Genomic DNA, 13,935 nt, shown 5'->3' with positions numbered 1-13,935 from the left:
GCCTGGTGTACGCGCCCCTAGCGTCGTAGGTTGCTAGGGGTGATCGTGCGACTGCGCTGGGGTGAAAAGAAACGTGGTGCGGTCGGCGAGCAGGCCGTCGTCGGCGACGGTGAACACGTCGACGAAGTCGACGTCGGGTTCCGGGCCGAGCAGGGTGCGCAGCCGGCCCACGGCGGCCACCCGGCGGCCGGAGCCGAATACGTCGCGGACCGCGTGCCGAACAAACCTGGTGGTGCGCCGGGTGGTCTCGATCCGCTCCAACTCGCGGCGGCCGGCGACCGGCTCGGTGCCGGGCGCGCGCAACACGGCCTCGTTGGCGAACAGCGAGCAATAGCCATCGACGTCGCCGCCGTCGAGGTAGTAGTAGCTGAGCCGGACGCTGTCCGCCGCGGTCGCGGCCAGTACGTTCTCCGGCCGCCACAGGGTGGGCGTTTCGTGTGTCGTCATGGGCGAACCATCCAGTTCGTAGCCGGGATGTATCCCATGGTGACCGGCGCCGCTATGGCGGCGTTATCGTGCCGGGGGCGCCATCTGCCGGTCAGTTTTAGGCCAGGCGAAGGAACGCTCGCGGCCCGCGCGGAGATAATCCTGCGTGGGGCCGGGTTGGCGGAGGTCTGAAGATGGACGTGGCGAGGTCCACCGACGGCGTGCAGTTCAAGATCCTCGGTCCGATCGAGGTGACCAGCGCCGAGGCACCGGTGCGGATCCCGCCTGGCCGGCAGCCGGTGATCCTGGGTGCGCTGCTGCTTGAGCCGAACCGGGTGGTCAGCATCGACCGGTTGATCGACGTGGTGTGGGACGAGAAGCCGCCGGCCACCGCCCGTACCCAGGTGCAGATCTGCGTGTCGGCGCTGCGTCAGACGTTCGCCGGGCTCGGGGTGGACCAGCCGATCGAGACCCGCGCACCGGGCTACCTGTTACGGGTGGCCGACGGTCAGCTGGACAGTCAGCTGTTCTCCCGGCTGCTGGCCGAGGCGGCCGCGGCCGAGCGGGAGGGTCTGGTCGAGGACGCGGTGGTGTTGCTGCGTAAGGCGGTGGCGCTGTGGCGGGGCCCGGCGCTGGGCGGCGCGACCGGGTCGGTGCTGGGCAGCGCGGCGGTGCGGTTGGAGGAGGCCAAGCTCACCGCGCTGGAGACGTGCATCGATCTCGAGCTGCGGCTGGGCCGGCATCACCTGCTGATCGGCGAGCTGGGCAGTCTGGTCAGCGAGCAGCCGCTGCGGGAGCGGCTGCGCGGCCAGCTGATGCTGGCGCTGTACCGGTCCGGCCGGCCGGCCGAGGCGCTGGAGGTGTACCGGGCCGGCTGGCGGATCATGGTGGACGAGCTGGGGTTGGAGCCGGGGGAGGAGCTGCGCAACCTGGAGGCGCTGATCCTGGCCGAGGACCACAGCTTGCAGGTGGAGGCGCAGGATTCCCCGGCGCACCTCCAGGTGCGTTCCCCGGCCGGTCCGCATCAGCTGCCGGCCGACATCGTGGACTTCACCGGCCGCGAGGAGCTGGTCGCCGCGGCCGAGGCGGCGTTGCTGGACGGGGCGGACCCGGCCGACCGGTCGCCGGCGATGCGGGTCGTGCTGATCACCGGCAAGGCCGGCATCGGCAAGAGCGCGCTGGCCGTGCACGTGGCGCATCGGTTGGCGCAGCGCCGGTTCCTCGACGGCCAGCTGTACTGCAACCTGGCCGGCGCGCACCACGAGCCGGTGTCCGCGGCCGACGCGCTTGGCCGGTTCCTGCGCGCCCTCGGCATCCTCGGTTCGGCAATCCCGGACGGGCTGGACGAGCGGGCCGAGATGTACCGCAGCCTGATGGCCGGACGGCAGATGCTGGTGGTGCTCGACGATGTGGCCGCGGTGCGCGAGGTGATGCCGCTGCTGCCCGGCAGCGGGAGCTGCGCGGTGATCGTGACCAGCCGGATGCGGCTGACCGAGATCCCCGGCGCGCGGCTGCTCGACGTCGGCCTGCTGGCTGCGGACAAGGCGATGGAGCTGTTGGGCAACGTGGTCGGCGCGCAGCGGGTCGGCAACGAGTCCACCGCGGCGATGGCGCTGGTGCGGATGGTCGGCGGGCTGCCGCTGGCGCTGCGGATCGTGGCCGCCCGGCTGGCCGCCCGGCCGCACTGGTCGCTGGCCTCGATGGTCGGTCGGTTGGCCGACGAGCGGCGCCGGCTGGACGAGCTGACCCACGGTGATCTGATGGTGCGGGCCAGCCTGCGGTTGACCTACGAGGGCCTGGAGCCGCGCGACGCCTTGTTGTTCCGGATGCTCGGCGCGCTGACCGAGGGCAGCTTCCCGACCTGGGCGGCCGCGGCGCTGCTGGACGACGAGCCGGCCGTGGTCGCCGCCCAGTTGGAGCGGCTGGTGGACATGCAGCTGCTCGACGTGATCGGCCCGGACCTGGACGGCGAGCCACGTTACGGGCTGCACGCGATCATCCGGCTGTTCGCCCGCGAGGAGCTGGCCGAACGGGAGAGCACGGCGGTCCGCGCCGAGGCCGTCGAGCGGGTGCTCGGCGGCTGGCTGGCGAACGCCGAGCGGGCCCGGGCCGAGCTGTACGGCACGGAGCACACGGTGCTGAGCGGCTCCGCGCGGCGGTGGTACCCGCCTGGCGATGCCGGCGTGTCGGCGGGTGCCTCGATGCGCTGGCTGGAGGCGGAGTGCGTGAACCTGGTTGCGGCGGTCAAGCAGGCCGCCGACGAGGGTCTCGCCGAGCTGGCCTGGGACCTGGCAATTTGCCTGGTGACCCTGTTCGAGGTGGGCGGCTACGGCAACGAGTGGGAACTGACGCACGAGCGCGCCCTTGAGGCGGTCCGGTTGGCCGGAAACAAGCGCGGCGAGGCGGCGGTGCTCTGCTCGCTGAGCTCGCTGTACCTCTTCCGCCGCCGGCCGGCCGAGGCACTGGCCATGCTGGAGCCGGCCCTGCGGCAGTTCGAGGAACTGGGCGACGTTCTCGGCCTGGCGACCGTACGGCGGAACATGGCCGTCGGCTACAAGCTGCAGGGCGACATCGACAGCGCGGCCACCAACTACACCGCCGCATTCGACGGGTTCGGCGAGCTCGGCGACACCGTCGGCCAGGCCTACGTGCTCAGCAGGCTCGGTCAGATCTCCTCGGAGCGCGGTGACTACCAGCGCGCCACCGACCAGTTCGGCGAGGCGCTGGCGATGTGCCGGGACGCCGGCAGTCGCCGGGTCGAGGCCCAGGTGCTGTTCCGACTCGGGGACAACCTGATGCGGCAGCGGCGGTTCGAGGAGGCCGATCTCGTCCTCGGGACGGTGTTGGATCTGGTCCGCGACCTGGACGATCTGATGGGCGAGGGGATGGTGCTGCACACGTTGGGCCTGGTGCGGGTCCGGCTCGGTCGCCGGGCCGAGGCACGGCAGCTGATGCTGGCGGCGATCGGCGTGCGGGAGCGGATCATGGACCACGTCGGGGCGGCCCGGGTACGGCTGGATCTGGCTCCGTTGCTGGCCGACCAGGGCGACCAGGCCGGGGCGATCGAGCTGGCGGAGCACGCCGCTTCGCTGTTCGGTCAGCGCCGGGCGGCGGAGTTGGAGAGCGAGGCGCGCCGGCTGCTCGCCACGCTCACCGACTCGAAGCTGGCCAGATGACCGACCGCTCGCGCCCTTGGCGGGCTGGCGAGAGCGGCCGGAACCCGGTCACACCCACGGAAAGTCGGCCATACCCGAGGTGATGGCACCGCTGCTGGCCTGACCCGGGGCAGCGCTCGCGGTGGTGCCGGCGACCAGTGCGGGGCCGGCGATGATGGTGACAGCGGCGACAATACCAACGGCGATCGTCCGAACTGCGCGCATCGTGACCTCTCCATTTCTGTGGCTCTCAAACTCTTTTCGAGTGCTCGGTCACGACGCTATGAACCGGTCGCATTGCCGCTATATCGCAGCGCTTATTTGGCTAATTATCCTGGTCAGCGCGGCGCGGTAATCTCGCGATAACCTGGTGATAGCGGCTGGGTCAAGGGTATGCGCACGGCCGCGAACAGGCGCGTTGAGCTTCACCAGAGGTATGCGAATGGAACGCGTCAGCGATTTGGGAACCATCGAATCCAAGCGTTCCGGTGGTGGCGATATCCAGTTCGCAATAACGCTTTCGACGAGATCGGTTGTCGACCGGAATTTCTTGCTGGGGGCCACCGCGGCCGGATCCTTCGGCGCCGGGGTGGGACGCACCGCCGTGCCGCTGCTCGCGGTCACCGCGCTCGGCGCCACGCCGTTCGAGGTCGGGGTACTGCTCGCCGCCCAGACGATCGCGTTCGTCGTCATCGGACTGCCGGCCGGCGCGGTCGTGGACCGGGTCCGCAAGCGCCGCACGATGATCGCGATGGACCTGCTCCGGATGGGGCTGGGCGCCGTGCTGCTCCTGCTCTGGTGGGCCGGCCTGCTCGGGGTCGGCGCGCTGATCGTGCTGGTCGCGCTGATCGGCTGCGCGAGCGTGTTCTTCGACGTCGCCGCGCTGGCCTACCTGACGCAACTGGTCGGGCGGCACCGGCTCGGACCGGCCAACGGCGGTCTGCAGGGGGTGTCGTCGGCGACCTCGGTGGGCGCGCCGGTCGCGGCGGGCGGCGCCGCGGCACTGGTCGGGGCGGCCGCGACCACGGCCGGGGTGGCGCTGGGCTACGCGGTGTCCGCCGTGCTGCTCGGCCGGATCCGGCACCGGGAGCCGCCGCCGGAGGCGCGACCGTGGCGGTCGGTCTGGGCCGACACCGGCCGGGGCCTGCGGTGCGCGGTCGGTACGCCGACCATGCGCGGACTGGCGCTGTGCACCGCGGGGGTGAACGTGGCCCTGTCCGCACGGGCCGCGGTGCTGGTGATCTTCCTGCTCGAGCTGGGGTTCGGGCCGACCGAGATCGGCATCGCGACCGCGGCGAGCGGGGCCGGCGGGGTGCTCGCCGCGCTGGGGCCGGGCCGGGTCGCGCCGGCGAACCTGTGGTGGCTGCTGGTGTGGACCCAGGCGCTGGGCGCGCTGGTGCCGCTGGCCGCCGGCCCGGGCGCCCTGACCCTGGTCTGTCTCGGCATGGCCGTGTCCAGCTACGGCGCCACCCGGTACAACCTGGCGCAGCTCACCACCGGCCAGTTGGCCAGCCCGCCCGGGATGCTCGGTGCGGTGAGCGCGTCGAACCGGTTCCTGGTGTGGGCCACGCTCCCGGTCGGCGGGCTGCTTGGCGGGGCGCTCGGCTGCGTGCTGCCGGTGACCGGCGTGCTCTGGGTGACCACGGCCCTTCAGGTGGCCGCCATCCTGCCGCTGGTTCGCCTGCGCGGCCACACCCGGTCCGCCCCATGGAACGACCCTCCGTAGTCTGGTCAGCACGCCCCGTCCCCAAGATCGAGCTAACGGCCGGGCTGGCGGGTTGTCAATAGTCGCCGCACACCAGGGGGTTTGGTCGTCGGTTGAGCGGGGTACCCGTCGTGTGATCTGCGCCGTTCAGCAGCGAGCGGAGGTAACGTTGAGTGACGGCCGGCCCAGTGGCGACCAGGCCATCTCGCTGCTGATCGAGGGCGCGCTCGATCTGGGAAGGGTGCGCCAGCATGTGCGCCTGTTCCTGTCCGGCGTGGGCGAGCCCGTGGTTGCCGACGTCGTGCTGGTGACCGTGATGCTGGCCAGCGACTCCTTCCGGTACGGGGATCCGCCGATCACCCTGCGGCTCCAGTTCCTGATCGGCACCGGCGAATCGCGGCTGCGCATCGAGGTCGACCACCATCAGGACCGGGCACTGGACACTCAGGTCGACTCGCGGACCGGCATTCTGGACCGGATCACCAGCGCTCGCGGCGAAAACCGGCACGATGACCGGACGACCGTCTGGGCCGAGATTCCACTACCTACCGTCACCGAGCACCTGGCTGGCTAACCGCCGCTGACTGTGACGTGCGTCACCCTTTGGGTCCCGGCGTTACCGCCGGCGCCTGCCTGCGATGCAGATAACGTACCGACGGCGGGCAAACCCTCCCGAGAGGTGTGGTGGTGACCGAGGCCCTCGAAGAGACGGCCGGTGTACCCAGCGACGCGGCGCTCATCGCCGCCGTCCGCTCGGGAGACACGGCGGCGTACGGACTCCTCTACGAACGTCACCTCGGCGCGGCGCGCCGGGCGGCCACCTCGCTGGCCGGGACCGCCGCCGAGCGCGAGGACCTGGTCGCCGAGGCGTTCACCAGAGTGCTGCGGGTGGTCCGCAACGGCCGCGGGCCGAGCGAGGAGTTCCGGCCGTACCTGCTGGTCACCATGCGCAACGCGGCGATCAACGCCAACCGCGCCGGGGTGGACGTCATGCTCTACGGCGGGGTGCCGGACGAGCGGCGGCTGAGCCCGCGGAACGACCCGACGAGCGACCGGTTGCACGCCGAGGTCGCCGCGAACGCGTTCGCCAGCCTGCCCGAGCGATGGCGCACGGTGTTGTGGCACACCGAGATCGAGGGCGACAGCCCGGCCGAGGTGGCGCCGATGCTCGGCTTGACCCCGAACAGCGCCGCCGCCCTGGCCTACCGCGCCAGGGAAGGGCTGCGCCAGGCCTACCTGCAGCAGTACCTGCCGAGCGTGGACCGCCGCGAGTGCCGGGCGGTCGCCACCCAACTGGCCGGCTGGGTGCGCCGCGGCATCGCCGCCCCGAAACGGCGGCGGATCACCGCACACCTGAACGGGTGCGCGGACTGCCGGCGGCTGGCCAACCGGCTGTCCCGGATCAACGACGAACTGCGCGGGATCATCGGCCCGGTGGTGCTCGGCGCCCCGTTCGCCCTCGCCTACCTCACCCCGGCCGCCGGTTCGCTGGCCACCTCCGGCGGGGTGCTGGCCGGTGCCGTCGTCCAGACCTCGGTTGGCTACGTGTCGGCGATGAAGGCCGTCGTCGCCGGGACCGCGCTGGCCACCGCGGCCGCGGTCACCACGGTGCTGCCGCCCCCGCCCGCATCGGTCCCGGACCGGCCGTCGGTGTCCGCCCCGGTCGCCGAACGGCCCCGGCCGGAGCGCACCCCGACCACCGGGTCGGACCGGCCGGACAGGTCCGCCGGGACCGGCGAGGCGCCCCCGGCGGGTCCGACCGAGTCGACCGGGCCGTCGGCGCCGGAATCCACCTCGGCAACGCCCGATCCGGAGGCGCCGGCGCAGGCCGGTACCAACCAGGAGGACAGGGCGGCCGCCAAGGAGCAGCGACAGGCCGACAAGGCGGCGGAGAAAGCGGCGCGGGCGGAGGCCAAGGCGGCCCGGAAAGCCGCACGGAACAACCCGCCGGTGGAGCCCGGCGAAGAGATCGAGTAAGCGCCGCTGTTGATACCGAACCGTTCTCCCGTGATATCTGGGCCGGTGGATATATCGCGCGGTACGGTGCCGCCGTGCGCGACTCGCGGTTCGATCACCCGGCACCCGAGGACCAGCTCACCGTCGACAGTCGTCATGTGGGCGGTGCGGTCGTCGTCGGGGTGACCGGGGAGATCGACATCGTGACCGCGCCGCGCCTGCAGGAGGCCGTCCAGGACGCCCTCGACCGGACCGGCCACCTGGTCGTGATCGACCTGACCGGGGTGAGCTTCATGGGGTCGACCGGCCTGGCCGTGCTGGCCGAGGGCGACGCGATGGCCCGGCGGACCGGCAAGTCGCTGCGCATCGTCTTCACCAGGGGCAACCACGCGGTGCACCGGACGATCGAGCTGACCGGCCTGGATCGGATGCTCGCCATCTACGACCGGATCGATGCGGCGGTCGGGTCCGAGTAGCGGCCCACGCGGGCGCCGCTAACAGATGGGCTGAGCCACGCTCGCCGCGCCGTTTTGCGCCGAATCTTTCCGGGTAGGCCTTCGCCGACGCAATGCTGGCGTCTTCAACAGAGAGGACGGCGGGACCTATGACGGCCAGTGTCGACAACGACAAGGCACTCTGCCTCGACCTGTGCGACGCGCAGGTCCCGCCGACGGCGGAGCTGCGCAGATGGATCAGAACTCACCTGCGCGGGCTCGGCGAGGAGGCCGGCTACGACCTCCAGTTGATCTGCACCGAGTTGATCGCGAACGCGTACGAGCACGGATCGATGCCCGGTCAGGTCCGGATCGAGCCGGCCGGGCGGGACGGCCTGCGGATCGAAGTGGACGACTCCTCGACCAGGATGCCCATCCTGCGCCGACCACCACCGGACAGCTACCGGGGTCGCGGGCTGCGGATGGTCGAGGAACTGTGCCGGAGCTGGGGGGCGCGGCGCACCCGGACCGGCAAGACCGTCTGGGCCGAGCTGTTCGACCCGAGCGGGGACAAGGACCGGCTCACCGCCGCGTGATCAGCTCGGCCAGCCGGTCGACCGCTCCGATCAGGTCCGCGCCGGCCAGCAGGGCCAGGTCGTTGTGCTCGGCTCCGGCCACCTCGACGACCTCGGTCAGCCCGGCCGCCGCGGCGGCAACCTGCCGGCTCTGCTCCGGCGGCACGATCGAGTCCGCGGTGCCGAGCACCACCACGGTCGGTGCCCGCACGTGGCGGACCGTCTCCGCGACCGGGAACTCGTCCTTGAGCAACGCCCGCACCGGCAGGAACGGGTAGTGCACCGAGCCGACCGAGGCGAGGTCGGCGAACGGTGAGCGGAGCAGCACCCCGGCACACGGTCGCTCGGCCGCCAGTCCGGCGATCACCGCCGCCCCCAGGCTCTCCCCGAAGCAGATCAGCTCCTCGGCCCGGACTCCCTTCTCCGCCAGCAGGAAGTCCCGCGCCGCGCGGATGTCCAGCGCCAGTCCGGATTCGGTGGGCGCGCCCGGGTTGCCGCCGTAGCCGCGATAGTCGACCAGCAGCACGGAGTAACCGTGCCGGCGCAACGCATCGGCGAGCGGCGCCCGCAGCGAGCGGTCACCCGCGTTGCCCGGCGCCACCAGGACCGTCAGCCCACGCTCCGGCGCCCCGGCCGGCACGAACCAGGCCGCCAACCGCAACCCGTCCGCCGTCTCGAAGCTCACGTCGCTCGCGCCGGGCAGCACCGAGCCGGCCGGCGGCGGCGCCGCGGTGGCCGGCAGATAGATCAACCGGCGCTGGAAAAGATAGAACAGGGTCAGCAGCAGCGCGACGACGAGCAGCAGTCCACCCAGCCCGTAGGCCAATCCGCGCGGCACCCGCTCAGTCTCGCCCCACACCGCCGCGGTGACCGATCCGGGCGGCGTCGGTCCGGCTGGACACCCCCAGCTTGCGCAGGATGTTGGACACGTGCACGCTCGCCGTCTTCGGGCTGATCACCAGGTCGGTGGCGATCTCCCGGTTGGTGGCCCCGGCGGTGATCAGCGCCAGGATCTCCCGCTCGCGCGCGGTCAGCGTGGCCAGCGTCCCCTGACCGGCCGGGCCGGGCGACTCGGCCGGCTTGGCGTGCAGGATCACCCGGTGCCAGGTGGCCAGCCGCTCGCACTCCGCGCGCAACGGGTGCGCCTCGAGCCGCGCGGCCGCCGCGTGCGCCCGGCGCAGCAGCTCGGCTCCGGCCGCGGCCGGACCGCCGGGCGCGGTCAGCCGCGCCTCGGCCGCGCGGAACGTGCAGTAGGCCGCCGGATACGCCTTGCCGAGCGTGGACCAGGACTCGGCGGCGGTGAGCCAGACCGTCGGATCCGCCGCGCCGTGCACCCGGGCCAGCTCGGCGCGCGCGGTGTGCGCGGCCGCGGCACCCTCCGGGACGGTCGCGTCGGCCGGGTCGAGCGGGTCGCGCCGGAACCCGCGCACCAGCTCAAGCAGCTCGTCGGCCGCGCGCCCGGCCGCGGCGGCGAGTTGCTCGTCGCGCACCGCCCTGGCCCGCTCGGCCAGGTCGGCCTCGGCCCGCAGGCCGAGCTCGACCAGCGGACCGGCGAACCGTTCCTCGTCGGTCCCGGCCAGCACCCGCAGGCCATCGCGCACCGCCGCCCTGGCCCGCTCCGGCTCGCCGTCCCACATCGCCAGCTCGGCCACCAGCTCCAGGTACCAGCGGTGCCAGGAGATCACCGCGCCGCGCTCGACCAGCCGGCCGGCCTGCGCCAGCCGGCGCCGGGCGCCGTCCAGCTCGCCCTGCCAGATCTGCCGGCGGGCCTGGTAGATCAATACCGGGAACGCCCGGGCCCCCCGGGTGCCGTGGCCCTCGGCCTTGGCGAGCAGCTCGGCGGCCGCGCCGAGCTGACCCGCGGACAGCAGGTTGCCGGCCGCGTTGGCCTGCAGGTGACAGCCGTTCTGCCGTTCAAGGCCGAGCCGGCGCATCTCCCGGTAGCCCTCGAGGGACAGCCGGGCGGCGTCGGTGTACCGGGCGGCGAGACCAAGGACGTAGCCGGTGTTGATGTAGCCGAAGTAGACGTCGTCCGGCTCGACCAGCTCGCGGGCCAGCCGTAGCGACCGTTCCAGCTCGGCCAGCCCGACCGCCAGCTCGCCGCGGTGCGCCAGGGCGAGGCCGAGCACGTTGCGGGCCCTGGCCTCCACCCGGCGGTCGCCGGCCGTCTCGGCCGCGGCGATCGCGCGCTCGGCCAGCCGCTGCCCCGCGTCCAGGTCGGACCAGGCGACGTGGATCTTGGCCAGCCCAGCCATCGCCCGGGCCGCCTCCGGCGTCGCCGAGCAGGCCGGCAGCACGAGCAGCGCCGTGTCGAACGCGGCGGCCGCCGCCTCCCGGTGCCCGGCGGCGTAGTGGAACTGGCCGATCCGGTTCCACAGCTCGGCCGCGCGCCGCGGGTCGTGTTCGTGGGAGAACCGGCGCAGCGCGTCGTGCGCAAGCGCCACGGCCTGGTCGTCCTCGCCGAGCAGGTGCGCGGCGTCGGCGGCCCGGGTCTCCACCGCGGCCCGGTCGGTGCCGGCCAGCTCACCGCCCAGCTCGACCGGGTGGCCGATCCGCTGCCAGGCGTCCAGCGCGCGGCGCAGGTGGCGCAGCGCCTCGGCGAACCCGTTGCGGTCGAACGCGTCGAACCCGGCCCGCACCGCGGCCGGCAGCGCCCGCACGTGGTCGTCGGCGGCGTGCCAGTGGTAGGCGACCTCGGCGGTGTGCGCGGCCCGGTCCGCCGCGCGCAGCGTCGGGCTGTCCTCGAGGGCGGTGGCCAGCCGGGCGTGCAGCATCCGCCGCTCGGCCGGCAGGATCCGTTCGTAGATCACCTCGCGGATCAGCGCGTGCCGGAACGCGTAGCTCACCCCGTCGGCACCGGAGGCCAGCACATTCGCCTCGACCGCGTGCCGCAGCGCCGCGAACATCTCGGGCTCGGGCAGCCCGGACAGCGCGGCCAGCAGCTCGTGGCGCACCCTGCGGCCGGCGATCGCGGCCACCCGCAGCAGGACGGCGGCCTCGGCCGGCAACGCGGCCAGCCGGCCGAGCACGAAGTCGCGCAGCGACGCGGGCACCGGGTCGCCGCCGGGCGAGCGGGCCAGCGCCTCGGTCACCAGCGGGTTGCCCTCCGAGCGGGAGAACACCGTGTCCACGAAGGCCGGATCCGGTTCGGTGCCGAGCAGGTTGACCAGCTGCTCGGTGGTCTGCGCCCGGGTCAGGCGGTCCAGGTCGATCCGCTCCGCGTCGCGCAGCCGCAGCAGCTCCGGCAGCCGGCGGACCACGTCGCGGGCGCCGTCGCTGGCGCCGTCCAGATCGTGGTCGCGGCAGGTCAGCACCAGCAGCACCCGCTCGGCACGCAGGTTCCTGGCCAGGAACGCGATCAGGTCGAGCGTGGACCGGTCGGCCCAGTGCAGGTCCTCGACGGCCAGCACCACCGGCTGCCGCCGGGCCAGCCGGCCGAGCGTGCCGAGGAACAGCTCGAACATCCGGTGCTGCGCGGTGGCACCGGGCGAGCCGACCGGAACCAGGTCGAGCCCGCTCTCGTCCCCCCGCAGCGCCTCGATCACCGGGGCGAACGGCAGCTCCGCCGCGGCAAGGGGCAGGCATCCGCCGGTCAACACGCGGGCGCCGCGCTGCTCGGCCAGCCGGGCCAGCTCGGCTAGCAGCCGGGTCTTGCCCACCCCGGCCTCGCCCGCGATCAGGCACAACCCGGGTTCGCCGGCCAGGGTCCGGTCCAGTACCGCCCGCAGCCTGATCAGTTCGTCGTCCCGCCCGACCAGGTCCGGCCGAGGGCAGGCGACCGGATAACCGTCCACAGCGCACGTCATGTGCCTACCTCGTCGCCGTCCGTGCCCTAAGCCCGCCCAAGCGATGAATTAGGGCATACCTACAAGAGTTCTGAGGTGGTTGCCGGATACCTCGACGGTGCGTCGGGTCGCAGGCTTGGTCCGGGGGAGGAACGAGGGGATCTGATGAGCCGCGACCACGCAGTGGTGATCGGCGCGAGCATGGCGGGCCTGCTCACCGCGCTGGCGCTGCACGACCACTTCGCCGACGTGACCGTGATCGACCGGGATCGGTTGCCGGCCGGGCCGCGGTTTCGCGCCGGCGTGCCGCACGGGCACCTGCCCGGGTTGTGGGTCACCGGCCTGCCCGCCGTCGAGCGGCTGCTGCCCGGGTTCGAGCGAGAGCTGCGCGCCGCCGGTGCGCGGCCGCTGCACCTGCCCACGGACGCACTCTGGCTCACCCCGCCCGGTCACTGGTCCGAGCGGTTCCCGGCCTCGGCCCGGACGCTGTCGGCCAGCCGGCCGCTGATCGAGTGGCTGCTGCGGGCCCGCGTCCTGCGGGCCGGGCGGATCAACCTGGTGGCCGAGCTGGACGCGGTCGGCCTGCGACTGGACCGCACCGGTGACGCAACCGCCGTCACGGCCAGGTCCCGGCGCACCGGTGCCATCTTCGAGCTGCACGCGGACCTCGTGGTGGACGCCGGCGGACGCGACTCCGGCTTGCCCGGCTGGCTGGCCGCGCTCGGCCGGCCGCGGCCGAAGGAGATCACGGTGGACGCCGACCTCGGTTGTGCGACCCGCTACTACGCCACGCCGAGCGGCGCCGGCGCCGACTGGAAGGCGATCTTCCTGCCGGCCGCCCCGCCCCGACAGCTGCGGGCCGGCACGCTGGTTCCGATCGAGGGTGACCGGTGGGCGGTCACCCTGGCCGGCGGCGGCCGGGACCACCCGCCGACCGACGGTCCCGGGTTCGTGGCGTTCGCGGCAAGCCTGCGCGACCCGGTGCTGCACGACGCGATCGCCACCGCCGAGCCGGTCTCGCCGGTGCGGGCCCACCGGGGGACGGCCAACCAGCGGCGGCACTACGAGACGCTGCGCGGGATGCCCGGCCGGCTGCTGGTCGTCGGGGACAGCCTGTGCGCGTTCAATCCGGTTCACGGGCAGGGCACGATGGTGGCGGCCCTGCAGGTTGCGGCGCTCGTCTCGGCGCTGCGCGCATCGGCGGGGTCCCCATCGGACTCCCGGCGGATCCAGCGCGCGGTGGCGAAGGTGGCGGATGGCGTGTGGCCGATGGCCGCGGGGGAGGATCTGCGCTATCCCGGCACCGAGGGTGCGAAGTCCAGCATCGGCACCCGGTTCGGTCACCGCTACCGGGACCGGGTGTTCGCCGCGGCGGCCGTCGACCCGACGGTCAACGCGGCGGTACTGCGGGTGTTGAACATGATCGATCGCCCGCCCGCGCTGTTCCGGCCGAGCGTCATCACCCCGGCGCTCGGCCGGTTCGGCCGGCCCGCGACCCGGCACACCGCCCCGCCGGTCCATGAGGTGGTCCGGTCATGACGCCCGTTGGGTCGACCTCAGGTCGCCGCTGCGCGCGGCGCCTGTCTGAGCCGAGCAGCTGCCAACCGCACCTAAGGGGAACGGGACGCCACTCGGCCACCGGAAACCGCCGAAATCGGCGGTGCCGACCCAACGTGACGACAAGGGTTGAATCCGGGGAGGCGGACCAGCCATGACGTTCACCACCTGCCCCGAGTGCGGCACGGTCGCCGAGATCGTCGACCGGTTCGTGCTCCCGAGCACCGACGGCCCGCTCGAGCACGTGCGCACCCAGTGCCTGCACCGGCACTGGTTCACCATCCCGCTCACCGGACTCCCGGCGTCCGACCACGCTGGGTAAGAGGTCGCGGGCCGGGTGGT

At 73.2% G+C, this 13,935-nt stretch carries 12 protein-coding genes; 8 read left to right on the top strand and 4 right to left on the bottom strand.

Features of this window, described 5'->3' with window-relative positions; all coding sequences use genetic code 11:
• Window positions 1-33: 33 nt before the first annotated feature.
• Window positions 34-447, bottom strand: coding sequence for a nuclear transport factor 2 family protein (locus VFV67_RS19880; RefSeq protein ID WP_326471993.1), 414 nt, complete (start codon window positions 445-447; stop codon window positions 34-36).
• Window positions 448-620: 173 nt separating this feature from the next.
• Here VFV67_RS19880 and VFV67_RS19875 point away from each other — a divergent pair, with 173 nt between their 5' ends.
• Window positions 621-3,602, top strand: coding sequence for an AfsR/SARP family transcriptional regulator (locus VFV67_RS19875; protein WP_326471992.1), 2,982 nt, complete (start codon window positions 621-623; stop codon window positions 3,600-3,602).
• A 48-nt stretch (window positions 3,603-3,650) separates the two neighbouring features.
• On the opposite strand, the gene VFV67_RS19870 is transcribed toward VFV67_RS19875, so the two are convergent.
• On the bottom strand, window positions 3,651-3,806 hold the full coding sequence (locus VFV67_RS19870; RefSeq protein WP_326471990.1) for a hypothetical protein: 156 nt from the start codon (window positions 3,804-3,806) through the stop codon (window positions 3,651-3,653).
• 325 nt (window positions 3,807-4,131) lie between these two features.
• Between VFV67_RS19870 and VFV67_RS19865 the strand changes: the two genes are divergently transcribed.
• The 5 genes from VFV67_RS19865 (at window position 4,132) to VFV67_RS19845 (ending at window position 8,272) form a co-directional block, all read left to right on the top strand.
• Window positions 4,132-5,307, top strand: a complete 1,176-nt coding sequence (locus VFV67_RS19865; RefSeq protein ID WP_326471988.1) for an MFS transporter — start codon at window positions 4,132-4,134, stop codon at window positions 5,305-5,307.
• A 148-nt stretch (window positions 5,308-5,455) separates the two neighbouring features.
• Complete coding sequence (locus VFV67_RS19860) at window positions 5,456-5,860, top strand: hypothetical protein (RefSeq protein ID WP_326471986.1); 405 nt, start codon at window positions 5,456-5,458, stop codon at window positions 5,858-5,860.
• 113 nt (window positions 5,861-5,973) lie between these two features.
• The gene (locus VFV67_RS19855; RefSeq protein ID WP_326471984.1) at window positions 5,974-7,263 is read left to right on the top strand and encodes a sigma-70 family RNA polymerase sigma factor; all 1,290 of its coding nucleotides are present in this window, start codon (window positions 5,974-5,976) and stop codon (window positions 7,261-7,263) included.
• A gap of 74 nt (window positions 7,264-7,337) precedes the next feature.
• The gene (locus VFV67_RS19850) at window positions 7,338-7,718 is read left to right on the top strand and encodes an STAS domain-containing protein (RefSeq protein ID WP_326471983.1); all 381 of its coding nucleotides are present in this window, start codon (window positions 7,338-7,340) and stop codon (window positions 7,716-7,718) included.
• Window positions 7,719-7,846: 128 nt separating this feature from the next.
• Entirely contained in the window at window positions 7,847-8,272 is a 426-nt protein-coding gene (locus VFV67_RS19845) for an ATP-binding protein (protein WP_326471981.1), read from the top strand.
• Here the strand turns inward: VFV67_RS19845 and VFV67_RS19840 are convergent.
• Window positions 8,259-9,089: an alpha/beta hydrolase gene (locus VFV67_RS19840; RefSeq protein ID WP_326471980.1), complete on the bottom strand. Its 831-nt coding sequence runs from the start codon at window positions 9,087-9,089 to the stop codon at window positions 8,259-8,261. The genes VFV67_RS19845 and VFV67_RS19840 overlap by 14 nt on opposite strands.
• A 4-nt stretch (window positions 9,090-9,093) precedes the next feature.
• Window positions 9,094-12,057, bottom strand: a complete 2,964-nt coding sequence (locus VFV67_RS19835) for a helix-turn-helix transcriptional regulator (RefSeq protein WP_326471979.1) — start codon at window positions 12,055-12,057, stop codon at window positions 9,094-9,096.
• Window positions 12,058-12,201: 144 nt separating this feature from the next.
• Between VFV67_RS19835 and VFV67_RS19830 the strand changes: the two genes are divergently transcribed.
• Both VFV67_RS19830 and VFV67_RS19825 read left to right on the top strand, forming a co-directional pair.
• Complete coding sequence (locus tag VFV67_RS19830; RefSeq protein ID WP_326471978.1) at window positions 12,202-13,575, top strand: FAD-binding monooxygenase; 1,374 nt, start codon at window positions 12,202-12,204, stop codon at window positions 13,573-13,575.
• Between the two features lie 172 nt (window positions 13,576-13,747).
• Window positions 13,748-13,915, top strand: coding sequence for a hypothetical protein (locus VFV67_RS19825; RefSeq protein WP_326471977.1), 168 nt, complete (start codon window positions 13,748-13,750; stop codon window positions 13,913-13,915).
• Window positions 13,916-13,935: the final 20 nt, after the last annotated feature.

The organism is Actinophytocola sp. (assembly GCF_035762905.1).
GTDB lineage: Bacteria > Actinomycetota > Actinomycetes > Mycobacteriales > Pseudonocardiaceae > DASYTH01.
This window is presented reverse-complemented; position numbering and strand designations above follow the sequence as displayed.